The sequence below is a fragment of the Paenibacillus sp. FSL M7-0134 genome (genome assembly GCF_038007865.1).
In the GTDB taxonomy this organism is placed as follows: Bacteria; Bacillota; Bacilli; order Paenibacillales; family Paenibacillaceae; genus Paenibacillus; species Paenibacillus polymyxa_B.
Map to the genome: position 1 here is coordinate 463,643 of NZ_JBBOXV010000002.1, position 20,868 is coordinate 484,510.

General features: G+C 49.5%; 20 protein-coding genes. 14 read left to right on the forward strand and 6 right to left on the reverse strand.

Annotated elements, in window-relative coordinates:
- The first annotated feature begins 14 nt into the window (after window positions 1-14).
- From purS to purF, 4 genes are read left to right on the forward strand one after another with little or no spacing between them, the layout of a single operon-like run.
- Window positions 15-260 carry a phosphoribosylformylglycinamidine synthase subunit PurS gene (gene purS, locus NSQ58_RS17810; RefSeq protein WP_013308797.1) on the forward strand — a complete coding sequence of 82 codons (246 nt, stop codon included), beginning with the start codon at window positions 15-17 and terminating at the stop codon, window positions 258-260.
- 4 nt (window positions 261-264) lie between these two features.
- Entirely contained in the window at window positions 265-954 is a 690-nt protein-coding gene (purQ, locus tag NSQ58_RS17815) for a phosphoribosylformylglycinamidine synthase subunit PurQ (RefSeq protein WP_341057950.1), read from the forward strand.
- A complete protein-coding gene (purL, locus tag NSQ58_RS17820) occupies window positions 932-3,175 on the forward strand; it encodes a phosphoribosylformylglycinamidine synthase subunit PurL (RefSeq protein ID WP_023987051.1) in 2,244 nt (747 codons plus the stop codon). The genes purQ and purL overlap by 23 nt, the downstream gene beginning before the upstream one ends.
- On the forward strand, window positions 3,160-4,641 hold the full coding sequence (gene purF, locus NSQ58_RS17825) for an amidophosphoribosyltransferase (protein WP_316243315.1): 1,482 nt from the start codon (window positions 3,160-3,162) through the stop codon (window positions 4,639-4,641). The genes purL and purF overlap by 16 nt, the downstream gene beginning before the upstream one ends.
- Before the next feature lie 446 nt (window positions 4,642-5,087).
- Here purF and NSQ58_RS17830 read toward each other — a convergent pair whose 3' ends face one another.
- On the reverse strand, window positions 5,088-5,231 hold the full coding sequence (locus NSQ58_RS17830) for a hypothetical protein (protein WP_341057951.1): 144 nt from the start codon (window positions 5,229-5,231) through the stop codon (window positions 5,088-5,090).
- Between the two features lie 138 nt (window positions 5,232-5,369).
- Between NSQ58_RS17830 and purM the strand changes: the two genes are divergently transcribed.
- The 10 genes from purM (at window position 5,370) to NSQ58_RS17880 (ending at window position 15,212) form a co-directional block, all read left to right on the forward strand.
- Entirely contained in the window at window positions 5,370-6,410 is a 1,041-nt protein-coding gene (gene purM / locus NSQ58_RS17835) for a phosphoribosylformylglycinamidine cyclo-ligase (protein ID WP_076265185.1), read from the forward strand.
- Window positions 6,410-7,024, forward strand: coding sequence for a phosphoribosylglycinamide formyltransferase (gene purN / locus NSQ58_RS17840; protein ID WP_341057952.1), 615 nt, complete (start codon window positions 6,410-6,412; stop codon window positions 7,022-7,024). Before purM ends, purN begins: the two co-directional genes overlap by 1 nt.
- A 130-nt stretch (window positions 7,025-7,154) precedes the next feature.
- Window positions 7,155-8,702: a bifunctional phosphoribosylaminoimidazolecarboxamide formyltransferase/IMP cyclohydrolase gene (purH, locus tag NSQ58_RS17845; RefSeq protein ID WP_013308804.1), complete on the forward strand. Its 1,548-nt coding sequence runs from the start codon at window positions 7,155-7,157 to the stop codon at window positions 8,700-8,702.
- Between the two features lie 70 nt (window positions 8,703-8,772).
- Entirely contained in the window at window positions 8,773-10,038 is a 1,266-nt protein-coding gene (purD, locus tag NSQ58_RS17850) for a phosphoribosylamine--glycine ligase (protein WP_023987055.1), read from the forward strand.
- 125 nt (window positions 10,039-10,163) lie between these two features.
- Window positions 10,164-10,841, forward strand: coding sequence for a TetR/AcrR family transcriptional regulator (locus NSQ58_RS17855; RefSeq protein ID WP_341057953.1), 678 nt, complete (start codon window positions 10,164-10,166; stop codon window positions 10,839-10,841).
- Window positions 10,842-10,940: 99 nt separating this feature from the next.
- Entirely contained in the window at window positions 10,941-11,798 is an 858-nt protein-coding gene (locus NSQ58_RS17860; RefSeq protein ID WP_341057954.1) for a substrate-binding periplasmic protein, read from the forward strand.
- Between the two features lie 85 nt (window positions 11,799-11,883).
- The gene (locus NSQ58_RS17865) at window positions 11,884-12,531 is read left to right on the forward strand and encodes an amino acid ABC transporter permease (protein ID WP_013308808.1); all 648 of its coding nucleotides are present in this window, start codon (window positions 11,884-11,886) and stop codon (window positions 12,529-12,531) included.
- A gap of 14 nt (window positions 12,532-12,545) precedes the next feature.
- Window positions 12,546-13,295 carry an amino acid ABC transporter ATP-binding protein gene (locus NSQ58_RS17870; protein WP_316243319.1) on the forward strand — a complete coding sequence of 250 codons (750 nt, stop codon included), beginning with the start codon at window positions 12,546-12,548 and terminating at the stop codon, window positions 13,293-13,295.
- A 54-nt stretch (window positions 13,296-13,349) separates the two neighbouring features.
- Window positions 13,350-13,775, forward strand: coding sequence for an OsmC family protein (locus NSQ58_RS17875; RefSeq protein ID WP_023987060.1), 426 nt, complete (start codon window positions 13,350-13,352; stop codon window positions 13,773-13,775).
- A 183-nt stretch (window positions 13,776-13,958) separates the two neighbouring features.
- Window positions 13,959-15,212 carry a serine hydrolase gene (locus NSQ58_RS17880; RefSeq protein ID WP_053324654.1) on the forward strand — a complete coding sequence of 418 codons (1,254 nt, stop codon included), beginning with the start codon at window positions 13,959-13,961 and terminating at the stop codon, window positions 15,210-15,212.
- Window positions 15,213-15,252: 40 nt separating this feature from the next.
- Here the strand turns inward: NSQ58_RS17880 and NSQ58_RS17885 are convergent, their stop codons facing one another.
- The 5 genes from NSQ58_RS17885 to NSQ58_RS17905 form a co-directional block, all read right to left on the reverse strand.
- Window positions 15,253-16,230, reverse strand: coding sequence for a FecCD family ABC transporter permease (locus NSQ58_RS17885; RefSeq protein WP_053324655.1), 978 nt, complete (start codon window positions 16,228-16,230; stop codon window positions 15,253-15,255).
- Window positions 16,227-17,231 carry a FecCD family ABC transporter permease gene (locus NSQ58_RS17890; RefSeq protein ID WP_341057956.1) on the reverse strand — a complete coding sequence of 335 codons (1,005 nt, stop codon included), beginning with the start codon at window positions 17,229-17,231 and terminating at the stop codon, window positions 16,227-16,229. Before NSQ58_RS17890 ends, NSQ58_RS17885 begins: the two co-directional genes overlap by 4 nt.
- Window positions 17,228-18,208, reverse strand: a complete 981-nt coding sequence (locus NSQ58_RS17895) for an ABC transporter substrate-binding protein (protein WP_341057957.1) — start codon at window positions 18,206-18,208, stop codon at window positions 17,228-17,230. The genes NSQ58_RS17890 and NSQ58_RS17895 overlap by 4 nt, the downstream gene beginning before the upstream one ends.
- A 201-nt stretch (window positions 18,209-18,409) precedes the next feature.
- Complete coding sequence (locus NSQ58_RS17900; protein ID WP_023987065.1) at window positions 18,410-19,138, reverse strand: response regulator; 729 nt, start codon at window positions 19,136-19,138, stop codon at window positions 18,410-18,412.
- Window positions 19,131-20,804, reverse strand: coding sequence for a sensor histidine kinase (locus NSQ58_RS17905; RefSeq protein ID WP_341057958.1), 1,674 nt, complete (start codon window positions 20,802-20,804; stop codon window positions 19,131-19,133). The genes NSQ58_RS17900 and NSQ58_RS17905 overlap by 8 nt, the downstream gene beginning before the upstream one ends.
- Window positions 20,805-20,868 lie beyond the last annotated feature (64 nt).

The following is a 20,868-nucleotide window of genomic DNA, read 5'->3' on the forward strand; positions in this document are numbered from 1 at the left end:
GGAACTGAAGGAACATGATGAAAGCAACAGTCTATGTCACGATTAAGCAAAGCGTTTTGGACCCGCAGGGGGTTGCGGTGCAAGGCGCACTGCATTCTATGGGTTTCGGAGAAGTGGACAGCGTCAGAATTGGTAAGTATATGGAATTGAATCTGGATACAACAGACCGCGAGAGTGCTGAAAAGCGCATCATTGAGATGTGCGAAAAGCTGTTGGCCAACACGGTCATTGAAGACTACCGCTACGAACTGGAGGGCTGATTCCATGAAATTTGCAGTTCTGGTTTTTCCGGGCTCCAACTGTGATATTGACTGCTATAAGGCGGTAGAGGACACGGTCGGTGAACCTGTCGATTATGTTTGGCATACTGCGACGGATCTGTCGCCTTATGATTGTATTCTTGTTCCAGGAGGCTTCTCCTACGGGGATTACCTGCGTTGCGGCGCGATTTCCCGGTTTGCTCCGGTGATGAAGGAAGTAGCCAAAGCGGCTGCCGAGGGCAAATATATATTGGGGATTTGTAACGGTTTTCAAATTCTGACTGAAGCTGGGCTGCTGCCAGGCGCTTTGCGCCGTAATCTGTCGATGAAGTTCCGTTGCCATGATACGGTGTTGAAGGTTGCGAATAACCAAACACCTTTTACAAAAGATTACGCTGCTGGTGAAGAGATCGTCATTCCGATCGCCCACGGCGAAGGCAACTATTACTGTGATGATGAGACGCTGGCTCGCTTGCAGGCGAATAACCAGATCGTATTTACGTATAAAGATAATCCAAACGGTTCCGTGACGGATATCGCAGGGATTTGTAATGAACAAGGAAACGTGCTGGGCATGATGCCTCATCCGGAACGCGCGGTGGACGCATTGCTCGGAACGGATGACGGCAAACGTATGTTTACATCTATTTTGAATGCTTGGAGGGATCGACATGGCGCAGCAAGTGTCCGCTAAGGAACCGACGGCAGAGCAGGTTGCCGAACATAAACTGTATCAGCAGATGGGTGTATCGGACAGTGAATATGCGTTGATCTGTGAATTCATGGGACGTCAGCCGAATTATACGGAGATTGGCGTATTCAGTGTCATGTGGTCAGAGCATTGTGCTTACAAAAACTCTAAGCCGTTGCTGCGTCGTTTTCCAACGAGCGGTCCGCGAGTTCTGATGGGACCCGGCGAGGGCGCAGGCATTGTAGATATCGGTGACAATCAAGCGGTTGTATTTAAAATCGAAAGTCATAACCATCCGTCGGCTGTGGAGCCTTTTCAAGGGGCAGCGACTGGGGTAGGCGGTATCATCCGTGATATTTTCTCCATGGGTGCAAGACCTGTCGCGGTGTTGAACTCTCTGCGTTTTGGGAAGCTGGAGAGCGACCGTGTGAAATATTTGTTCGAGCATGTGGTATCTGGTATTGCGGGATATGGGAACTGTATCGGTATTCCGACTGTAGGTGGCGAGGTTGTATTTGATGAAAGCTACGAAGGCAATCCGCTCGTTAATGCAATGTGTGTCGGACTGATTGACCATGATAAAATCCAGCGTGGTGTTGCTAAAGGGGTCGGTAACCCGGTGTTCTATGTGGGCCCGCCGACAGGTCGTGATGGGATTCACGGAGCGACATTCGCATCGGTTGAGCTGACAGAGGAATCTGAAGCGAACCGGACTGCGGTTCAAGTAGGCGATCCTTTTATGGAGAAGCTGGTTATGGAATCATGTCTGGAACTGATCGACAGCGGTATTGTGCTGGGTATTCAGGATATGGGTGCCGCAGGACTTACCTGCTCCAGCGCGGAGATGGCGAGTAAGGCTGGCAACGGCCTGGAGCTGTATCTGGATCAGGTACCGCAGCGTGAAGAGGGCATGACACCTTATGAAATGATGCTGTCCGAATCACAGGAACGGATGCTGTTCGTAGTAGAGCCTAAGGATGAAGCACAGGCACTGGAAATTTTCGAGCGTTGGGGTGTTATTTGTGCCAAGGTCGGTAAAGTGACGGATGACGGTCGTTTGCGTTTGTTCCATCACAATGAAGTGGTCGGAGATATGCCAGTGACGGCGCTGGTTGACGAGTGTCCGATTTATGACAAGCCTTCCGAAGTCCCTGCTTATTATGAGCAAAATGCTGCTATTGACACACTGCGTTACGCTGAAGTGACGGATTTGAACGGTGCGTTGAAAAAGGTGCTGTCTTCACCAAGTGTAGCCAGTAAGAAATGGGTATACGAGCAGTATGACTACATGGTTCGCACGAGTACAGCCGTTCGTCCGGGATCGGATGCAGCTGTAGTGACTGTGCGCGGAACTCGTAAGGGACTCGCCATGACGACAGATTGTAACGGACGTTATGTATACCTTGATCCAGAGGTAGGTGGACGGATTGCAGTCAGCGAAGCAGCGCGTAACATTGTATGCTCCGGCGGCGAGCCGTTGGCGATTACGGATAACCTGAACTTCGGTAACCCTGAAAAGCCGGATATTTTCTGGCAAATGGAAAAAGCCGTGGACGGTATGGCAGAGGCTTGCCGTGTACTGGATACACCTGTTATCGGGGGCAATGTCAGCTTGTACAATGAAAATGCTAAAGGCTCCATCTATCCGACGCCTGTTGTCGGTATGGTAGGTCTGGTACATGATACAGATCACATTACGACACAAGGCTTCAAAGCCGAAGGCGATGTGATTTTCCTCGTGGGGGAAACGAAGGCCGAGCTGGGAGGCAGTGAGTTCCAAGCTGTCGTACACGGTGTATCCGAGGGACGCCCGCCTGAGCTGGATTTGAACGTAGAGAAAAAACTGCTGACTGCGGTACTGGGAGCGATTCAGACCGGATTGGTACAATCTGCGCATGATTTGGCAGAGGGCGGATTGGCTGTAGCGCTTGCAGAATCCGGGATTAGTGGCGGATTGGGAGCACAGGTCAACGTAGAAACGAGCTTGCGTCCTGACCATGCGTTGTTTAGCGAAACTCAATCCCGTATTTTGTTATCTGCATCGCCGGATAAAGCGTCTGCTCTGGAAGCACATCTGCGTGGTTTGGAAGTGCCAGTTACCGTATTAGGAAAAGTTGAAGGATCACAATTGACAGTTGAGGTGAACGGACAACCCGCTTTGAACGAGGCAGTCGCCAGTTTGAAGCAAATCTGGGAGGATGTCATTCCATGTCTGATGAAATAACAGCACGGACGTTGTGGACTGGAGATTATTATAATGAAGGCTCTGGTAAAGAGGGGCTGTTTGATAAATTAAAAGAGGAATGCGGCGTGTTTGGAGTATATAGACACTCCGATGCCGCTTCCCTAGCATATTACGGATTGCATGCACTCCAGCATCGCGGGGAGGAAAGTGCGGGCATCTGTGTGAGCAGTGGCGACGAGTTCCATTATCATCGTGGAATGGGGCTTGTAAAAGAAGTATTCAATAAAGATTTGATGGCTTCGCTGACAGGCGATATTGCCATAGGACATGTGCGCTACTCGACAAGTGGAGACAGTAAGCTAACGAATGCACAGCCTTTGGTGTTTAAGTATCGTGATGGGGATCTAGCGGTAGCTACGAACGGGAATATCGTGAATGCTTTGCAAATCCGGCATGAGCTGGAGCAGAGCGGGTCTATTTTTCAAACAACCAGCGATACAGAAGTAGTGGCGCATTTGATCGCACGATCGTCCAAGGATTTGGTGGAGGCCGCCAAAGATGCATTGAAGCGTATCGTCGGAGGATTTGCTTTTCTCATTATGACCAATGATAAACTGCTGGTCGCTTCTGATCCCAATGGCTTGCGTCCGTTGACGATGGGCAGATTAGGTGATGCATATTTGTTTGCTTCCGAAACCTGTGCTTTGGAAACGATTGGAGCAGAGCTGTTGCGCGATATCGAGCCGGGTGAACTGTTGGTGTTGGACAAAAATGGTCTGCACGAAGACCGTTACAGTGAAGGCAAGCATCGTAAAGCACTGTGCGCGATGGAATATATTTATTTTGCCCGTCCTGACAGTGATTTGAATGGTTCCAATCTTCATGCTGCACGCAAAAGAATGGGGAGCCAGATGGCGCTGGAAGCTTTTGTCGATGCGGATCTGGTGACAGGAGTGCCGGATTCCAGTATTTCGGCTGCGATTGGTTATGCAGAGCAGACAGGTATTCCTTATGAGTTGGGTATGATTAAAAATAAATACACTGGACGTACCTTCATTCAGCCGAGTCAGGAGCTACGCGAGCAGGGTGTGAAAATGAAGCTGAGCGCTGTACGACGTGTTGTTGAAGGTAAACGAGTCATTATGATCGACGATTCTATCGTACGGGGCACTACATCCCGTCGAATCGTGAATATGCTGCGGGATGCAGGGGCACTGGAGGTACATGTACGTATTACCTCACCGCCTTTCAAAAACCCGTGCTTCTATGGCATCGACACGCCGGATCGCCGGGAACTGATCGCTTCGTCCAAAACCGTCGAGGAAATTCGTGAGGAAATTAACGCCGATTCACTTTACTTTATGAGCGCCGAGGGTTTGATTGCCGCTGTAGGCGGATATAACGAACAGGATTACAAAGGCGGCTTGTGCCTAGCCTGTTTCGATAATGATTACCCGACTCAGGTAGATTTCAAAGGTGAAGAAAAGTTCGGATGTAGTTGTTGAGAAAAGGGAACAAAAGGAGCACAGTGGTGCATGGCAGGAATGGGGATGTCGGTTTTGAGGGGGCCACTCCGCGTGTGGAAGGTTCTTCCGATCGCTGTTGCCGCTGGATTCCTGGATTGGAATAACCCTTAGAGGGTTAGAATCCAGCGGCAAAGGCGAACGCTTCGCTTCTCCAGAATCCTTCCACCCGCTCCGTTCCTCAGGTGTGCAGCATTTTGCAGCAGTGACTGTACCTCTTCTGTTCCCACGGGGAAGAGGATAGGTAAGGCAGTTAAAAACTCATGGCATAACTATTTCATGCCATGAGTTTTTAACGGAGCGGTGACTCACAAAAAGTCACCCTGCTCTTATAAGGTTGAGCCAGCGAAGCGAAGCTCAACAGCAGGCAAGGCGAAGCTGCCTGCCTCAATGGTCAAATAAGTAAGCCGCTTGTTGGTGCCGCTCACTTATTTGCCCGGCACGTCCCCGCCTTTGCGAAGCAAACAGCCAGGGACGTGCCCGCCGCCACTGCATAGGCGGCCTCGCACTAAAGCGTGTCCTTTGTATTCGCGGGTATAGCCCACGAATACAAAGGACAACACGCGACTCACAGCACGAACCAACCACCAAGCAGCACCCAACCTTACACATCTGACCGACTCTTGAGGGGTCCAGGGGGAGCAGCCCCATGGAATCCTCCCTGCTAGGGAGGACTTAGGAGGGTCAATCATTTGAAGGAGTGTTCATGAATGTCCGAAGCATACAAAAACGCAGGGGTAGATATCGCTGCCGGTAATGAAGCAGTAGAACGGATGAAAAAGCACGTTAAACGTACCTTCCGTCCCGAAGTGCTGACGGACTTGGGCGGATTCGGTGCGTTGTTCGGCCTGAATAAGGATAAGTACGATGAGCCTGTACTCGTTTCCGGTACCGATGGTGTCGGCACGAAGCTGAAGCTTGCTTTCGCAATGGATCGTCATGACACCATTGGTATTGACGCGGTTGCGATGTGTGTAAACGACATTATCGTCGGGGGCGCGGAGCCACTCTTTTTTCTGGATTACCTCGCTTGTGACAAGGTTGTGCCCGAGAAAATTGAAGCTATAGTCGCTGGAATCGCAGAGGGTTGCCATCAATCGGGCTGTGCGCTGGTCGGCGGTGAAACCGCAGAAATGCCAGGGATGTACAGCGAGGGTGAATATGATATTGCCGGATTCACGGTAGGGATTGTAGATAAAAGCAAAATCATCAACGGTAGCTCCATTGCTTCCGGAGATACAGTGATCGGACTGGCCTCCAGCGGAGTACACAGTAATGGCTTCTCACTGGTTCGCAAGCTGTTATTGGAACAGCAGGGCTATGATTTGCATGATGAAATCGAAGGCTTGAACGGCAAACTGGGCGATGTACTGCTGGAGCCGACGAAAATTTACGTGAAATCCGTTTTGGCATTGCTGGACAAGGTAAAAGTAAAAGGCATGGCGCATATCACAGGTGGCGGTTTTATTGAAAATATCCCTAGAGTGTTACCGGATCACGTCAATGTGGATATAGAATACGGCACTTGGCCGATTTTGCCAATCTTCCAGCTCATGCAGGAAAAAGGCGCAATCTCCAACAGAGACATGTTCACAACCTTTAATATGGGAATTGGAATGGTAATCGTTGTAGGCGAAGAGCATGCACAGACTGCACTGGAAGTTCTGAAGGAACAGGGCGAAGCCGCATATGTGATCGGAAAAGTAACGGAAGGCAGTTCTATCGTGACCTTTACGGGAGCCGAGGTGTAATGAACGAGTACCGGATTGCTGTTTTTGCATCAGGCGAGGGGACGAATTTTCAGTCATTGGTGGATGCGGCTGCACGAGGAGAACTGGGCGGCGCCTCGGTAGAACTGCTCATCTGTGACAAGCCTGCGGCTTCTGCCGTAGCTAGAGCACAGAAAGCTGGAATTGCGTGCCATACTTTTCGACCCAAGGAATATCCTTCTCGAGAAGACTATGAGCGTGAACTGGTGACTTTACTGGAGCAGAAATCGATTGATCTCATCGTGTTAGCTGGCTACATGCGTTTGCTATCCAGCGTCATGGTCGATGCCTACGCAGGAAAAATCATTAATATTCATCCGTCACTACTTCCGGCATTTCCAGGGAAAGATGCTGTTGGACAGGCATTGGCCTATGGGGTCAAGGTAAGTGGCGTCACCGTTCATTTTGTGGACGGGGGCATGGATACGGGTGCCATTATTGCCCAGCGTGTCGTGGAAGTTGACGACCATGATACAGCGGAATCCTTATCCGCAGCCATTCAATCCGTTGAACGTCAGCTATATCCAGAGGTAGTTGGCAAATTGGCCCAAGGCAAAATCCAATTAAATGGTCGCAAAGTGATTTCACTTTTCTAAGAATGATTGTAATTTGTCATATCATTGTCATATCAAGGATGCTGTACAGGCATTTTCCGATATTTCTCGGGAAATAAAATGATAAAAGAGAATTTTGCAAAATTCTGAAAGAGCTAAAGGAGGAGACAGGGTGAGTATTAAAAGAGCGCTCGTCAGCGTATCGGATAAGCGGGGGATCGTGGAATTTTGCCGCGAGTTGTCCAAATTGGGTGTGGAGATCGTTTCGACAGGGGGAACGAGCAGCTTGTTGTCGAAGGAGGGCATTCCCGTCATCGGCATTTCCGAGGTAACGGGTTTTCCTGAAATTATGGATGGACGTGTTAAAACACTCCACCCTGCGGTACACAGCGGCTTGCTGGCTGTTCGGGATAATGAAGAACATCAGCGTCAGATGAAAGAACTTGGATTGGGTTATATAGATCTGGTCGTTGTGAATCTGTATCCTTTTGCGGAAACGATAGCCAAACCCGGTGTAACTTATGAGGACGCGATTGAAAATATCGACATCGGCGGTCCAACGATGCTGCGTTCTGCGGCAAAAAATCATGCTTTTGTCAGTGTAGTAGTCGATGCTGATGACTATAGCACAGTGTTGGAGGAAATCCGTAAGGATGGCGATACGGAACTGAATACCCGTAAGCGTTTGGCCGCAAAAGTTTTCCGTCATACGGCGTCATACGACGCTTTGATATCCGATTATTTGTCGAATGTGACAGGCGAGCCGTTGCCTGAGCGATACACCGTAACCTATGAAAAAATTCAGGATTTGCGTTATGGCGAAAATCCGCATCAGCAGGCGGCATTTTACCGTGAGCCATTGGCGGCAAAGGGTACACTGACAACAGCGAAACAACTTCACGGCAAAGAGCTGTCTTACAATAACATCAATGATGCTAATGCTGCTTTGCAAATCGTTAAAGAATTCAGCGAACCTACAGTAGTAGCAGTTAAGCATATGAATCCTTGCGGTGTGGGAATCGGCGGCAGTATTTATGAAGCGTACAGCAAGGCGTATGCAGCTGATCCAACCTCGATTTTTGGCGGCATCGTAGCAGCTAACCGGATTATTGACGGTGATACAGCAAATAAGCTGAGCGAAATCTTTTTGGAAATTGTACTGGCACCGGGCTTTACGAAAGAAGCATTGGAAATTTTAACGAAAAAGAAAAATATTCGTTTGCTTGATCTGGGTGAGCTTTCCCGGTCTGAACAGGCAGAGAGCCGTTTCGTCGTGACTTCCATTGAAGGCGGCATGGTAGTTCAGCAAAATGATATTCACGCTGTAGACTCGGATGCACTTACAGTTGTAACGGAGCGGGCACCATCCGAGGAAGAACTGAAACAGCTTTTGTTTAGCTGGAAAGTGGTTAAGCATGTGAAATCCAACGCCATCGTACTGGCGGCAGATAATATGACCATTGGCGTAGGCGCAGGACAAATGAACCGTGTCGGTGCGGCCAAGATTGCTATCGAGCAGGCCGGTGACAAAGCAAAAGGTGCCGTACTGGCGTCCGATGCATTTTTCCCGATGGGCGATACGTTGGAGTTGGCAGCTAAAGCAGGCATCACAGCAGTTATTCAGCCGGGCGGCTCCATCAAAGACGAAGAGTCCATCAAGGTTGCTAACGAATACGGCATTGCCATGGTCTTTACAGGCGTACGTCATTTCAAGCACTAACTTGTATGAGTTGAGGATGCAGCAGCATTTTCACCTGAACAATCTAATGGGAGCGGGAGGAAACACCTGAATGGATATTTTGGTTATCGGAGGGGGCGGCCGCGAACATGCAATTGTGTGGGCGCTGAAGAAAAGCCCCAAGGCCGGGCAAATCTATTGCGCACCAGGCAATGCTGGTATCGGACAGTTAGCGGAATGCGTGCCGATTCCGGTGAGTGACTTTGACGCGCTGACAGAGCTGGCGGAATCCAAAAAGGTAGGACTTGTCGTGGTTGGTCCCGATGATCCGCTGGCAGATGGCATTGTGGATGCTTTTGAAGCGAAAGGCATTCCAGTATTCGGACCGCGTAAAAATGCAGCGGAAATTGAAGGCAGCAAAATCTTCATGAAGGATTTGCTCCATAAATATCATATTCCGACAGCAACCTATCGCAAGTTTTATACTTACGAGGAAGCACATGCATACTTGAAGGAGCAACCGATCCCAGTCGTCATCAAGGCAGACGGACTGGCGGCAGGCAAAGGGGTAACGGTCGCGTACTCGATGGAGGAAGCGGAAAAGGCTCTCTCTGACATTATGGTGGCCAAGGTGTTTGGTGAAGCCGGGGCACAAGTCGTGATCGAGGAGTTTCTGGCTGGTCAGGAAATGTCGATTCTCTCCTTTGTCGACGGTGAAACGGTTCGTCCGATGGCTGCGGCGCAAGACCACAAGCCAATTTTTGATGGTGACAAAGGGCCGAATACAGGTGGCATGGGTACGTATTCTCCGTTGCCTCACATAGCCAATTCCATTATTGAGGAAGCTATTGAGACGATTATTAAGCCGACGGCCAAGGCCATGGTTGCTGAAGGGCGTCCGTTCCGAGGTGTATTATTTGCTGGATTGATGATTTCGCCGGACGGCAAGCCAAAGACCATTGAGTTTAATGCACGTTTCGGTGATCCGGAAACTCAAGTGGTTCTGCCTCGTTTAAAATCCGATCTGCTCGATATATTTCTTGCTGCTGTAAATGGCACGCTGGATCAGGTGGAGATTGAGTGGAAGGATGAAGCGGCGGTGTGCGTGGTGCTGGCATCCGGAGGTTATCCTGCAGCTTACGCCAAAGGCGTACCTATCCACGGATTGGAACAGGTAGACGAAGCCATTGTGTTCCATGCTGGAACAGGCATCAACGAACAGGGTGAGTGGGTAACGAACGGCGGACGTGTATTAGGTGTGGTCGGCTTGGGACGTGATATTGCCGGGGCACGGAACAAAGCTTACGAACAGGCGGATCGTATTACCTTTGAAGGTAAACAAAACCGTACGGATATTGCGGCAAAAGCATTGCTGTAGCAGTAATATATAGGATAAAGAGGACCTCTGTGGAGGTTCTCTTTTTTCGTTTGACAAAAGTATACTTATCCTATAGGATTAAAAATACAAAACTGACTGACTGATCAATCGGGAGGAGGAAACCCATGCAGCCACGGAAGGCGAAGCAGTCCGAGACCGTCTCAAATGACCAACCTGCTGAGCACGCGGGAGAAGAAACAGACCGCAGAACACAGCTTCTTCACATTGCATTGAAGCGGTTCGCCGAGCAGGGTTACCATCAAACGAAGATTTCAGATATCGTGGTAGAGGCGGGAGTAGCCCAAGGCACGTTTTATTGGCATTTTAAAAGTAAAGAGGCACTGGCGCTGGAGATTATCGCTACTGGTCGTGAACAACTACTGTCAGCGATCGGACAGGGATATCGCCGTGACGCGGGAACGCTGGCTGATATGGTTAAGGCATCAGAGGCGCTGTTTGTTCGGTTATTTGATTTTGCATTGGAGAACCGCTATCTGATGGGTTTGCTGCTGATCGGCAGCGGTGTCGATGAACCGGTGCGCCAGAGTATCCGAGAGACAAGGGCCGCGATGGAGCTGGCATTCCGGCGCAATATGGAAAGAGCGATCGAGCTGAACATGTTGCCTGCTGAATTGGATGTCGAATTAAGGGCGGCACTACTCATGAGTATGATCGAAGGTGTCATTACACGCTGGCTATTCGGTTCAAAGGGAACACATGACCACATCACGCAGATAACTGCTAAAAGATTGGCAGCAGAGGCGGCTAATTTTGAGTTTTATGGACTATTAGGTCAAAGCTAGATGTGCAACATCGCATGAATGGGGCGTTGGCAACAAATAATATAGCCAAATCACATAGAAGAACTCAATCATTTACATCCAGACAGGAGAGAACGATACATGAAAACACGTAAAAAAGGGTTCTTGGTAACTACACTCATGGCTCTGGCATTGTTCAGCCTTGTGCTGAGCGCTTGCGGTACTAAGCCAGAAGCTTCTAATATTAGTAATGGAGCGGGTAGCAGTAATGTGGCAGCGAGTAACCAGCTCGAAGCAATCAAGAAGGCTGGTGTAATTAAGGTAGGCATGATGGGCACCTATCCGCCGTACAATTTTTTGAACGACAACAAGGAATTGGATGGATTTGATGTGGATATCGCCAAAGAATTGGCGAAGCGGATTGGAGTGAAACCGGAGTTCACGGCACAAGAATTCTCGGGACTGGTTCCAAGTTTGCAAAAGAAAAAATTCGATGCAGTGATTAGCCAGGTGACGATCACAGAGGATCGTAAGAAGGCCATTGACTTCACTGAGCCTTATATCACAAACAATGTAAACATTATCGTAAACAGCAAAACAAATGATATTACCAAGCTGGAGGACTTTAAAGGCAAAACCATTGGTGTCGGCTTGGGAACGAATGATGAATCTTATCTGCGGAATGAAGTACTACCGAAGGTAGGCGATTTTGAGATTAAAACGTATGATGATGTCATTACTTCCTTAAAGGATTTAAACTCTGGCCGTATTGACGCAACCATTAACAATCTGTATGCTCTCAAGCCCATTATTGATAAAAACGGGTTCCAAATTAAAGCCGTAGGCGAGCCGATTAAATCGGACCAAGCGGGTGTAGCTATTAACCAGAAAACTCCTGAGCTCAAAGAAGCCTTGAACAAGGCTTTGAAGGAAATGAAGGAAGACGGCACTTACAAAACAATTTTCAAAAAATGGTTTGGCGAGGAGCCAAAAGAATAACGTAAGCCTGTTAGAGGCGTCTGGCTCCAGTCTTGGCTTTTATGCTGACATGGGGCCACTCGTCTGAAAGAAGGGAATATAACCGATGCTTGAATTAATGTGGGAGAACGTCCCTTTTTTATTAAAGGGTGCTTATTATACGCTTTATATCACGATTGTCTCTATGTTTTTTGGCCTAATCATTGGTTTGGTTGTTGCTGTGGCCCGGTTGAAGGGGAATCGACCCGTTCGATGGCTGGCGCGCATGTATGTATCGATCATTCGGGGGACGCCGGTTTTGGTGCAGATTGCGGTCATTTATTATGGACTGGATGATTATGGAATATCATTCGGATCGCTGACGGCTGCTTGTCTGGCACTCAGTATTAATACAGGGGCGTACTTATCGGAGACGTTCCGTGGAGCTATTTTAGCCGTACCCCAGGGACAGACCGAGGCAGCTTATGCGACGGGAATGTCGCCCGGTCAAACGATGTGGCGCATTATTCTTCCTCAGGCGGTACGCATTGCAATTGCACCGATGGGGAATACATTTGTAGGTATGCTTAAAGAAACGTCGCTGGTGTCGGTTATCGGGGTCAGTGAATTGATGCGACAGGCACAGCTTTTACAGGCACAGTATTTGCTCTACATGCCGTTTCTGCTCGAAATTGGCCTGATGTACTGGATTATGAGCATTGGATTCTCCGCTATACTGGAGCGGGTGGAAAAGCGTCTGGCTCGAGCTTATTAAGGTGGAGATGATAGATGATGATAACAACAAACGGATTAGGTAAACGATTCGGACAGGTAGAGGTTCTGAAAAGCATTGATTTTCAGGTTGCCGCTCGTGAAATCGTCGTATTACTCGGCCCGAGCGGCTCAGGTAAAAGTACCTTGCTGCGCTGCCTGAACGGTCTTGAAGAGCTGTCTTCCGGCAAGTTTGAGGTGAATGGGATTGAGGTAGATGCTACGGCTCACGTTCGTGTCCGCCAAGCAGCCATTCGTGATATTCGCAAACAGACGGGGATGGTGTTTCAGCAATTCAATCTGTATCCGCACAAAACCGCAATCGGCAATGTCATTGAAGGACTGCTGACAGTAAAAAAAATGCCGCGCGACAAGGCTATGTCCATCGGACAACGGTTGTTGGAGCGGGTGGGGTTATCGGATAAGCAGGATGTACATCCTTCACGTCTGTCCGGTGGACAGCAGCAGCGGGTAGCCATTGCACGTGCGCTGGCGATGGACCCGGCGATTATGCTGTTCGACGAGCCGACATCGGCGCTTGATCCCGAGCTGGTAGGGGAAGTGCTGGGTGTTATGCGAGAGTTGGCTCAAGACGGAATGACGATGGTCGTCGTTACTCATGAGATGAAATTTGCTCGCGAGGTGGCAGACAAGGTTATATTTATGGCAGATGGTATCATTTTGGAGGAGGCAGCGCCACAGGTGTTTTTTGACACTCCCCAGCATGAGAGAACACAGAAATTTTTACGACAAATCAGCGAATTTTAAAGTAAGATCGAGGATAAATCATAGATTATTAAGATGGAAAGAAGGCCTTTGAACATGAAAGTATCTACAACTTGGCACGGCAAACGCGCGTTTACTTCGGAGGGACCATCCGGTTATTCTGTAGGGATGGATGCTACGGCGGCTTATGGCGGTGATGGTAAAGGGATGACTCCCATGGAACTGCTGTTGGCAGGTCTGGCAGGATGTATGGGGATCGATATCACAATGATTTTGGATCGTTTCTTGTCGGACATTACTCGTATTGATATTGACGCAGAAGGTACGCGCAAGGAAGAAATGCCGACAGGCTTTACAGCGATTGATCTGACATTCCATGTAGATGGAGATATTCCAGATTACCGCGTATGGAAAGCGATTCAGATGGGTAAGGAAAAATATTGTGCAGTATCCGACTCCTTAAAAGCGGAAATTCGGATGCACCTCATATTGAATGGAACCGAAGTACCCTATCCAGCATAAGTGTCGAAGGGTAATGAAAGAGAGTCAGCCTGTGTTATGTACAGGAGGCTCTCTTTTTTATGTTATTTGAAAATATGACACGTAATGAAACTTTTTGTACTGTGTTTTCGTTTAAAATAGAAATTGAAATATAAAAATGGGAAAATAAACCTGTGTATGAAGTGTATACAGGGGGAGGTTATAGTGAAACGAAAGCGCCTTATCATAGTAGCAACTATTTTGGCTACAGTGCTCATCGTTATGGGAGTGGCAACAGGATTACTATCTTTCATGCAGAATCAAGTGGCTAATCCCCCGAATACCGTCCGGCCCACAACTGCGATTGCAGCCGAGGTTGAGGGTGAAACAAAGGAACAGGATGCTGCCACGCGTTTACTTCATTTTGTGGAGGAGAATGCAGAAAAAGTTTCGATTACGATTCTGAGAGATGAAAAAAAGCTGGCAGGCCAAGAGGAAAACCGGATGATGCCTTTGGCGAGCACCGTCAAAACAATCATTGCGATCGAATATGCCAAGCAAGCGGCGGTGGATCAGATCAACCCGGATGACAGAGTGAAGCTGATTTCGCTGGAAAGGTTTTATTTGCCGGGTTTGGATGGTGGTGCTCATACGGCGTGGCTACAGAATATGGAGGCTAAAGGGCGGATACAGAATGAAACTGTATCTGTACGAGACGTCGCCAAGGGGATGATTCAATTTAGTTCCAACGCCAATGCGGAGTATTTAATGGACAAACTGGGGGTGGATGCGATCAATCGGACGAGAGCCAAAATGGGGCTGCAAAATCATGATCCCATTTATCCGTTTGTATCCTCCATTTTGATTCCCTACGAATGGATGAAGGAGAGACAAGGTGAGAATTGGAATAATACAAAGAATAATATTTCTGCCAAAGAAGCCATTCAGGCGATGTCGGACACGGAGTTTCGCCGATATGCCCGCGTGATTCATAACAAGCTGCGCCGTGATGTGAGTGGTTCTTACAAGAAAAACGCAGATATTGAGACCTGGTATGATCAGGATTATGACCGTATTAATACGGATCGTTTTATAGCTTCAACGACAGCCGATTATGCCTCTTTAATGAGTAAGCTGAACCGCCGTCAAGGGTTCACAAAAGCTGAGCAAAAGTTATTGTCCGAGGTCATGGAGGAACCATTTATGGTTCTTCCTGAAAACCAGCAATTCCTGAAACATACTGGGCAAAAAGGAGGCTCCACGGCTTACGTTTTGACACTGGCAATGTATGCGACAGATAAAGAAGGGCATTCGACAGAGCTAGCTGTCTTTTTTAACGATTTGGACCCTAGCACAAATGCCAGCTTTCCTGAAATGATAAATGTTTTTAAAAAGAGGTTACTGCATGATGAATCGTTTAGAGAAGAAGTTAATCGGCGTATCGGTGTACAGGTAGCGCTGCTAAACGCTAGAGTATAGTACTGCGTTTAGCAGCGCTGCGCAACTTCTTATCCTAATCCTATCCGCTGCCTTTTTGTTTGCGTTCCCGCAGCAATAGATACAGAAAATATGGCGCGCCAATGACGGCTGTCACGATGCCAGCGGGAATTTCGAGCGGCGGCCTCAGACCTCGTCCCAGCGCGTCAGCAAGGACGAGAATCAGGGCGCCGATCATCGCCGAGCCGGGCAATAGATAGCGGTGGCGATTGCCAAATAACCGCCGTGCCAGATGCGGTGCCAGCAGTCCGATAAAGCCGATGGAGCCGATGGCAGCAACACAGGAGGCAGCCAAGGCGACTGACACGGCTAGCAGTCCTGTACGCACGCGTTTCACGCTAAGTCCCAGCCCAGCAGAGCTTTCTTCATCTAGGCTCATAATGTCGAGCTTGCGCTGTAGGGTATAGGCGAGAGGCAGCAACACGATTAACCACGGCAGTAGCCCATACACTTCGTCCCAGCCTTTTCCCCACAGACTTCCAGCTAGCCAAGTGAGCGTGTCGCTGGCTTCGAGTGGATACTTGACCAGTATATAATCGGTCGCAGCCTGAAAAATAGCGCCCACCGCCAGTCCGGTCAAGGCTAGCATATTGGGACGCATGCCTCCCTTCATCGAAAGCTGTACGAGCAACAGTGCAGCTAGTCCGGCACCGACAAAGGCCGCTACAGGCAACAGCGCCACTGGGGATGAGGGCAGCAGTACGATGACGAGAACCGCCGCAAAGCCGGCCCCCTTGGATACACCTACCACATCTGGCGAGGCTAGCGGGTTGCGGATCATGCCTTGTAGCAGAACACCGGCTACTGCCAGCCCAGCTCCGGCCATGATGGCCAGCAGACCACGTGGCAGCCGATAGTGGTGAACGATGAACCAGGAAGAGGCATTCTGGTCAGTCAGAGCTGTGATCAGCTCAGAGGGCGTAATGTAGGTGCTGCCCACGCCTATAGCTATAAAAGCAACACCCAGCATTAGTGCGAGTAAAATCCACAGTTTTTTCATCGTGAAGTCCTCCCGTTCTTATGCGCCAGATATAAAAAGAAGGGCGCACCCACCAGCGCCGTTACAATACCAACGGGCGACTCATAAGGAAATGCAATAAATCGTCCAAGCACGTCTGCATATGTCAGCAGCAGAGCTCCGCAGATTGCAGACAGGGGAATGACCCGCTTGTAATTGTCGCCTGTAAACATCTTGATGATATTCGGCACCATCAGGCCCACAAAGCCGATGGACCCAGCTACCGCTATGGCAGAGCCTGCCAGCATAATCACTGAGGCCGAGGCCAGTAGACGGACAAGACGTACGTTTTGTCCCAATCCTTGTGCGACTTCCGTCCCGAGGCTCAGCACAGATAGCGAGGGGGCCAGCGCCAGCGCAAGGATCATACCCACGGCGAACCATGGCAGCACCAGACGCGTGTCGGCCCAAGTGGAACCATCGATGGCTCCGGTGAGCCAATACAGCACATCGGATATTTGCTCGTTGAACACGAGCAGTCCCTGGGTGATGGAGGCCAGCAACAGATGCACGGCCATCCCGGCAAGGGCCAGCTTAACCGGCGTCATGTCCGCCGTTCCGGCCAGCGCATATACGAAGGAGCCGCCTGCGATGGCCCCGGCAAAAGCAAAATAAATGCTGCCGGACGATCCGATATTCGGCAGCAGCACGACGGACAGCACGACAGCCAGCGAAGCGCCTGAGCTGACCCCGAATACCTGCGGCGAGGCCAGCGGGTTGCGTGTGATGGCCTGCATCAGGGCTCCAGCCACGGCGAGCCCCGCCCCGACGATTAGGCCAATAACGGCACGCGGTAGGCGTACCGTCAAGACAATGAGCTGATCCTTGGACGGATGCTCGGTGAACAGCGCAGTCAGCATGGTGGGGATGTCCATCCTGACTGGGCCAATCGCCACGCTGAGCAGCAATCCAGCCAGCAACGCAGCGATAAGTGCAAAGAAGACCGGCTTATTCAGCCGGTCGCGTGAGACTTGTCCGATCAACGGGAGCCGTCTCCTTTACTTTGCGCGGGATACAGAAGCGAAATGGCTTGCTCCAGTATTTTCTCGGCTGAGCCGAGTCCACGGTACCGGGTCCATAGTGCCCGGTTCACTTCGTAAACTTCCCCTTTTTTGACGGCCGTAATGTTTTGCCAAAGCGGATTTTGCTTCCATTCCGCAATCAGCTTCTCATCGGCTTCCACCAAAAAGATCACATCAGGATCCGCTTGTGCGATCTGTTCCAGCGTCAGCTTGACGGTAGGCTCGCTTGTATTTTGAAGGGCATTGTGAATACCCGCTTGCTCCAGCAATTGTCCATCAAAGGATGAAGCACCGTGAGCCGATAGTGAATCAGAGCGGAATACCCCTAGCAATACGCTACGTGACTCGCCAGCTTTGATGCCTTCTTTTAACTTTTCCATGGTAGCTTTATGCGCAGCGAGAATTTGCTCGCCTTTTTCCTTCTCACCCAACGCATCGGCGATGACACCGAAGGAAGCCAGGTTTTGTTCATAGGAGGAATTGCGGCTCTTTAGAACAATGGTCGGAGCAATCTCGCTTAGTTCTTTGTATATGCTTTTATGACGATTCAGATCGGCAATAATCAAATCCGGCTTCAGGGAGCTGATCGTTTCCAGGTTTGGCTGTTTGCGCGTGCCTACTGGTGTGAAGTTGATTTTCTTAGCGAGCAGCCCATCAATATCATCGTCATTTTCCTGAGCTATGCCGACAGGAGTAACGCCCAGTTGGGTTGTGGCATCGACAAAAGAGAATTCCAGGGTTACGATTCTTTTGGGTGTACCTGTAACCTTGGTTTCTCCCATCTCATGTTTAATCATTCGAGTGTCGCCTGTTGCTTGAGGTGCTACTGCGCTGTTATCTTGTGACTGGCGTCCACATCCCGCCATAATGACCGTCAGTAGTGCCAGGATCGCTGCAAGCAGCATGCCTGTGCGCAGTGGTTGTTTCGGTGTTGCCATACGTTATCCCCCGTTCCAGTATGATTATCAGAGAAACTGATAATCATTATCAATCAACTAACTGTTGATCATTCTAGCAATCGGGAAGGAGGACGTAAATAATGTGGTCATTTAAACCGTTTTGATCGATTAAGTGAATTAAATTCAATAAAATTATGAATAGGAAGAGGGGGAAGTAACAGGACATCAGAGTTGGGTGGTTTATGCATCCCTCCGCTGTCGCCGATAGATACGCTCCGGTCTGCCGACGGTTCCGTACACCTGATCGTGGTGCGCGTCGCCACTTTCCACTAAATACTCCAGATACCTTCTGGCTGTAGAACGGCTCATACCCAGCTCAATTCCCACTGTACCTGTAGTCACCTCACCCCGTCGATTCAGGAGATCTAGCACTTTGTCGCAAGTTACTTTATCGATGCCTTTGGCCCATAATTCTCCGACTCCGTTCCCCGCCATCCGACCGGTGCCCGCGCTTTGAAGCAAACTGTCAATTTCAGATTGTTCGACTGTGGATTGTTCCTCTTGCCATGTTGTGATTTGTCGCCGAAATCGGGCATATTCCTCCAAGGTCGCACGCAATCTCTCGAATATAAGCGGCTTTACGATAAAATCAAACACGCCTGCTCGAACGGCTTGTACCACTGTTTCAGCTTCTTTGGCGGCAGTCAGCATAATAACATCTGTACCCGGATAGTGTTGCTTAATGAACGATAGCAGGGTTAGACCATCTGTATCAGGAAAATAAACATCCAGCACGACTAGAGGAGGACGGAGCACGTCCAGTTGAAGTTTTGCCTCAAATTCGTTCGTCGCGATTGCACATACGGTGAACCCGTCTACCTTTTCAATAAATCGGCGGTTAATCTCCGCAATTCGCGGATCGTCTTCAATAATAAGAACCTCAATGTCCGATAAAACTCGCTCATTCATGGGCATAACCTCCTTTTGCATCATTACTCATATCTGTCCTATGTAAAGGAATGTATACCTCAAAAATACTTCCACCACCAGGCCGTTCATGCACTTCAATAGAGCCGCTCATTCGTTCAGTGTACTCCAGCACGAGAGCAAGGCCATATCCATGTCCTGCATCTGCTTTGGTCGAAGCTCCCCTGACAAACAGCTTTTCTTGGATATCGTCCGAAATTCCCGATCCGTTATCCGCAACTTCGACGATGATGGCTTCAGTCGTTTCTTCAAGCCGGAACCAGACCTGTCCGTCAGAGATGGAGGACATCGCAACAGCTTCCATGGCATTGTCCAGCAGGTTTCCGGCTATAGAAGCGAGAAAGGACCACTCCAACGTAGGAGACTGGGTTGAGAATGCTCCTTTAATATCAAAATGGAGTAAAACCCCTTTTTCCAGCGCCTGTTTCTTCTTACCGATCAGTAGGCTGGCGATGATTGAATCGGTTAGGAGAGCTGTGCCAATCGGCCTGTGTACACGATATTCCTCTGATTCCTGGGTGATAAAGTCCACCGCTTCGTCATAACACTCCAACTGAATCAGGCCGGATATGAGATACAGCCGATTGGCGTATTCGTGTGTTTGTGATCGAAGTACTTCCGCGTAATCTTTGACCTCTGTCAACTGTTGTGTCATGTGGAGCAGTTCGGTCTTGTCACGCAGACTGGCAACCGTGCCCATGATGCGACCGGAACGATCCTGGATCGGCACACGGCTGACGACTACAATTCGCTGCTGGACCTCAATTTCCTTATTCCATATGTCCTGTCCCTGATCTGGCCCCATCGTTGAATGCTCTACTGTGTAATCGGCAACAAGCATATCAACCAGTACATCTGGAACACCTGTCAAGTGACGAAGGTCGCATCCGTAGATAGAGGTTTCCGCGGGGAGTCCGATCAAGCGAGCTGCCTGTGGATTGGCAAGTGTGATTTGTCCGTTACTATTAACCGCGATAATTCCTTCGCCGATGGACTCAATAATGGCTTGCTTTTCCTGGTACAACCGTCCGATCTCCACTGGCTCCAGTCCATGCAGTGCGCGTCGAACCCGTTGCGCTATAACCAGGCTTCCCAATATGCCGATCATCAGCGCGCCCACCATAAACCAGAGCCATGCATATGTGTATGTACGAATATTTTGCTGCACATCTGTCATTAAAAAACCTACAGAGACGAGCCCGATGGCCTTACCTTGCGTATCATAAACGGCTGTTTTGGCGCGTATTGACGGTCCGAGAGAACCCGTCGATTCAGTGATAAAGGACTGCCCTTGCAGTACCTTATCATTCATGGGGTCTATCATAGGCGTGCCGATACGCTCCGGGTTTACATGCCACTGTCGAATGAGATGACGATCAGCAATAGTAATAAAATCAGCGCCGCTGCTGGCTTGGACAGGCTTTATGACCTCGTTGATACGCGAACGCAATTGCGTCGTCTCAGTCTGCTCCAGAGCGTCTCTGACCTGCGCATCTACGGCGAGGGTATTGGCGACGGTGAGCGCCCTTTCTCCGATTTCATCATATAGAGCGGAGGTGATCATATATCGAAAGGATAATCCCAACAGTCCGGTAACTACCAGTACTAAAAGAGATATAAATACCATTAGTTTTGTCTGAAAACGCACATGCCTTCACCGCCGTTAAACAAAATATAGGAGGAACGGATCAGCTGATCTTCTCCCCCATACG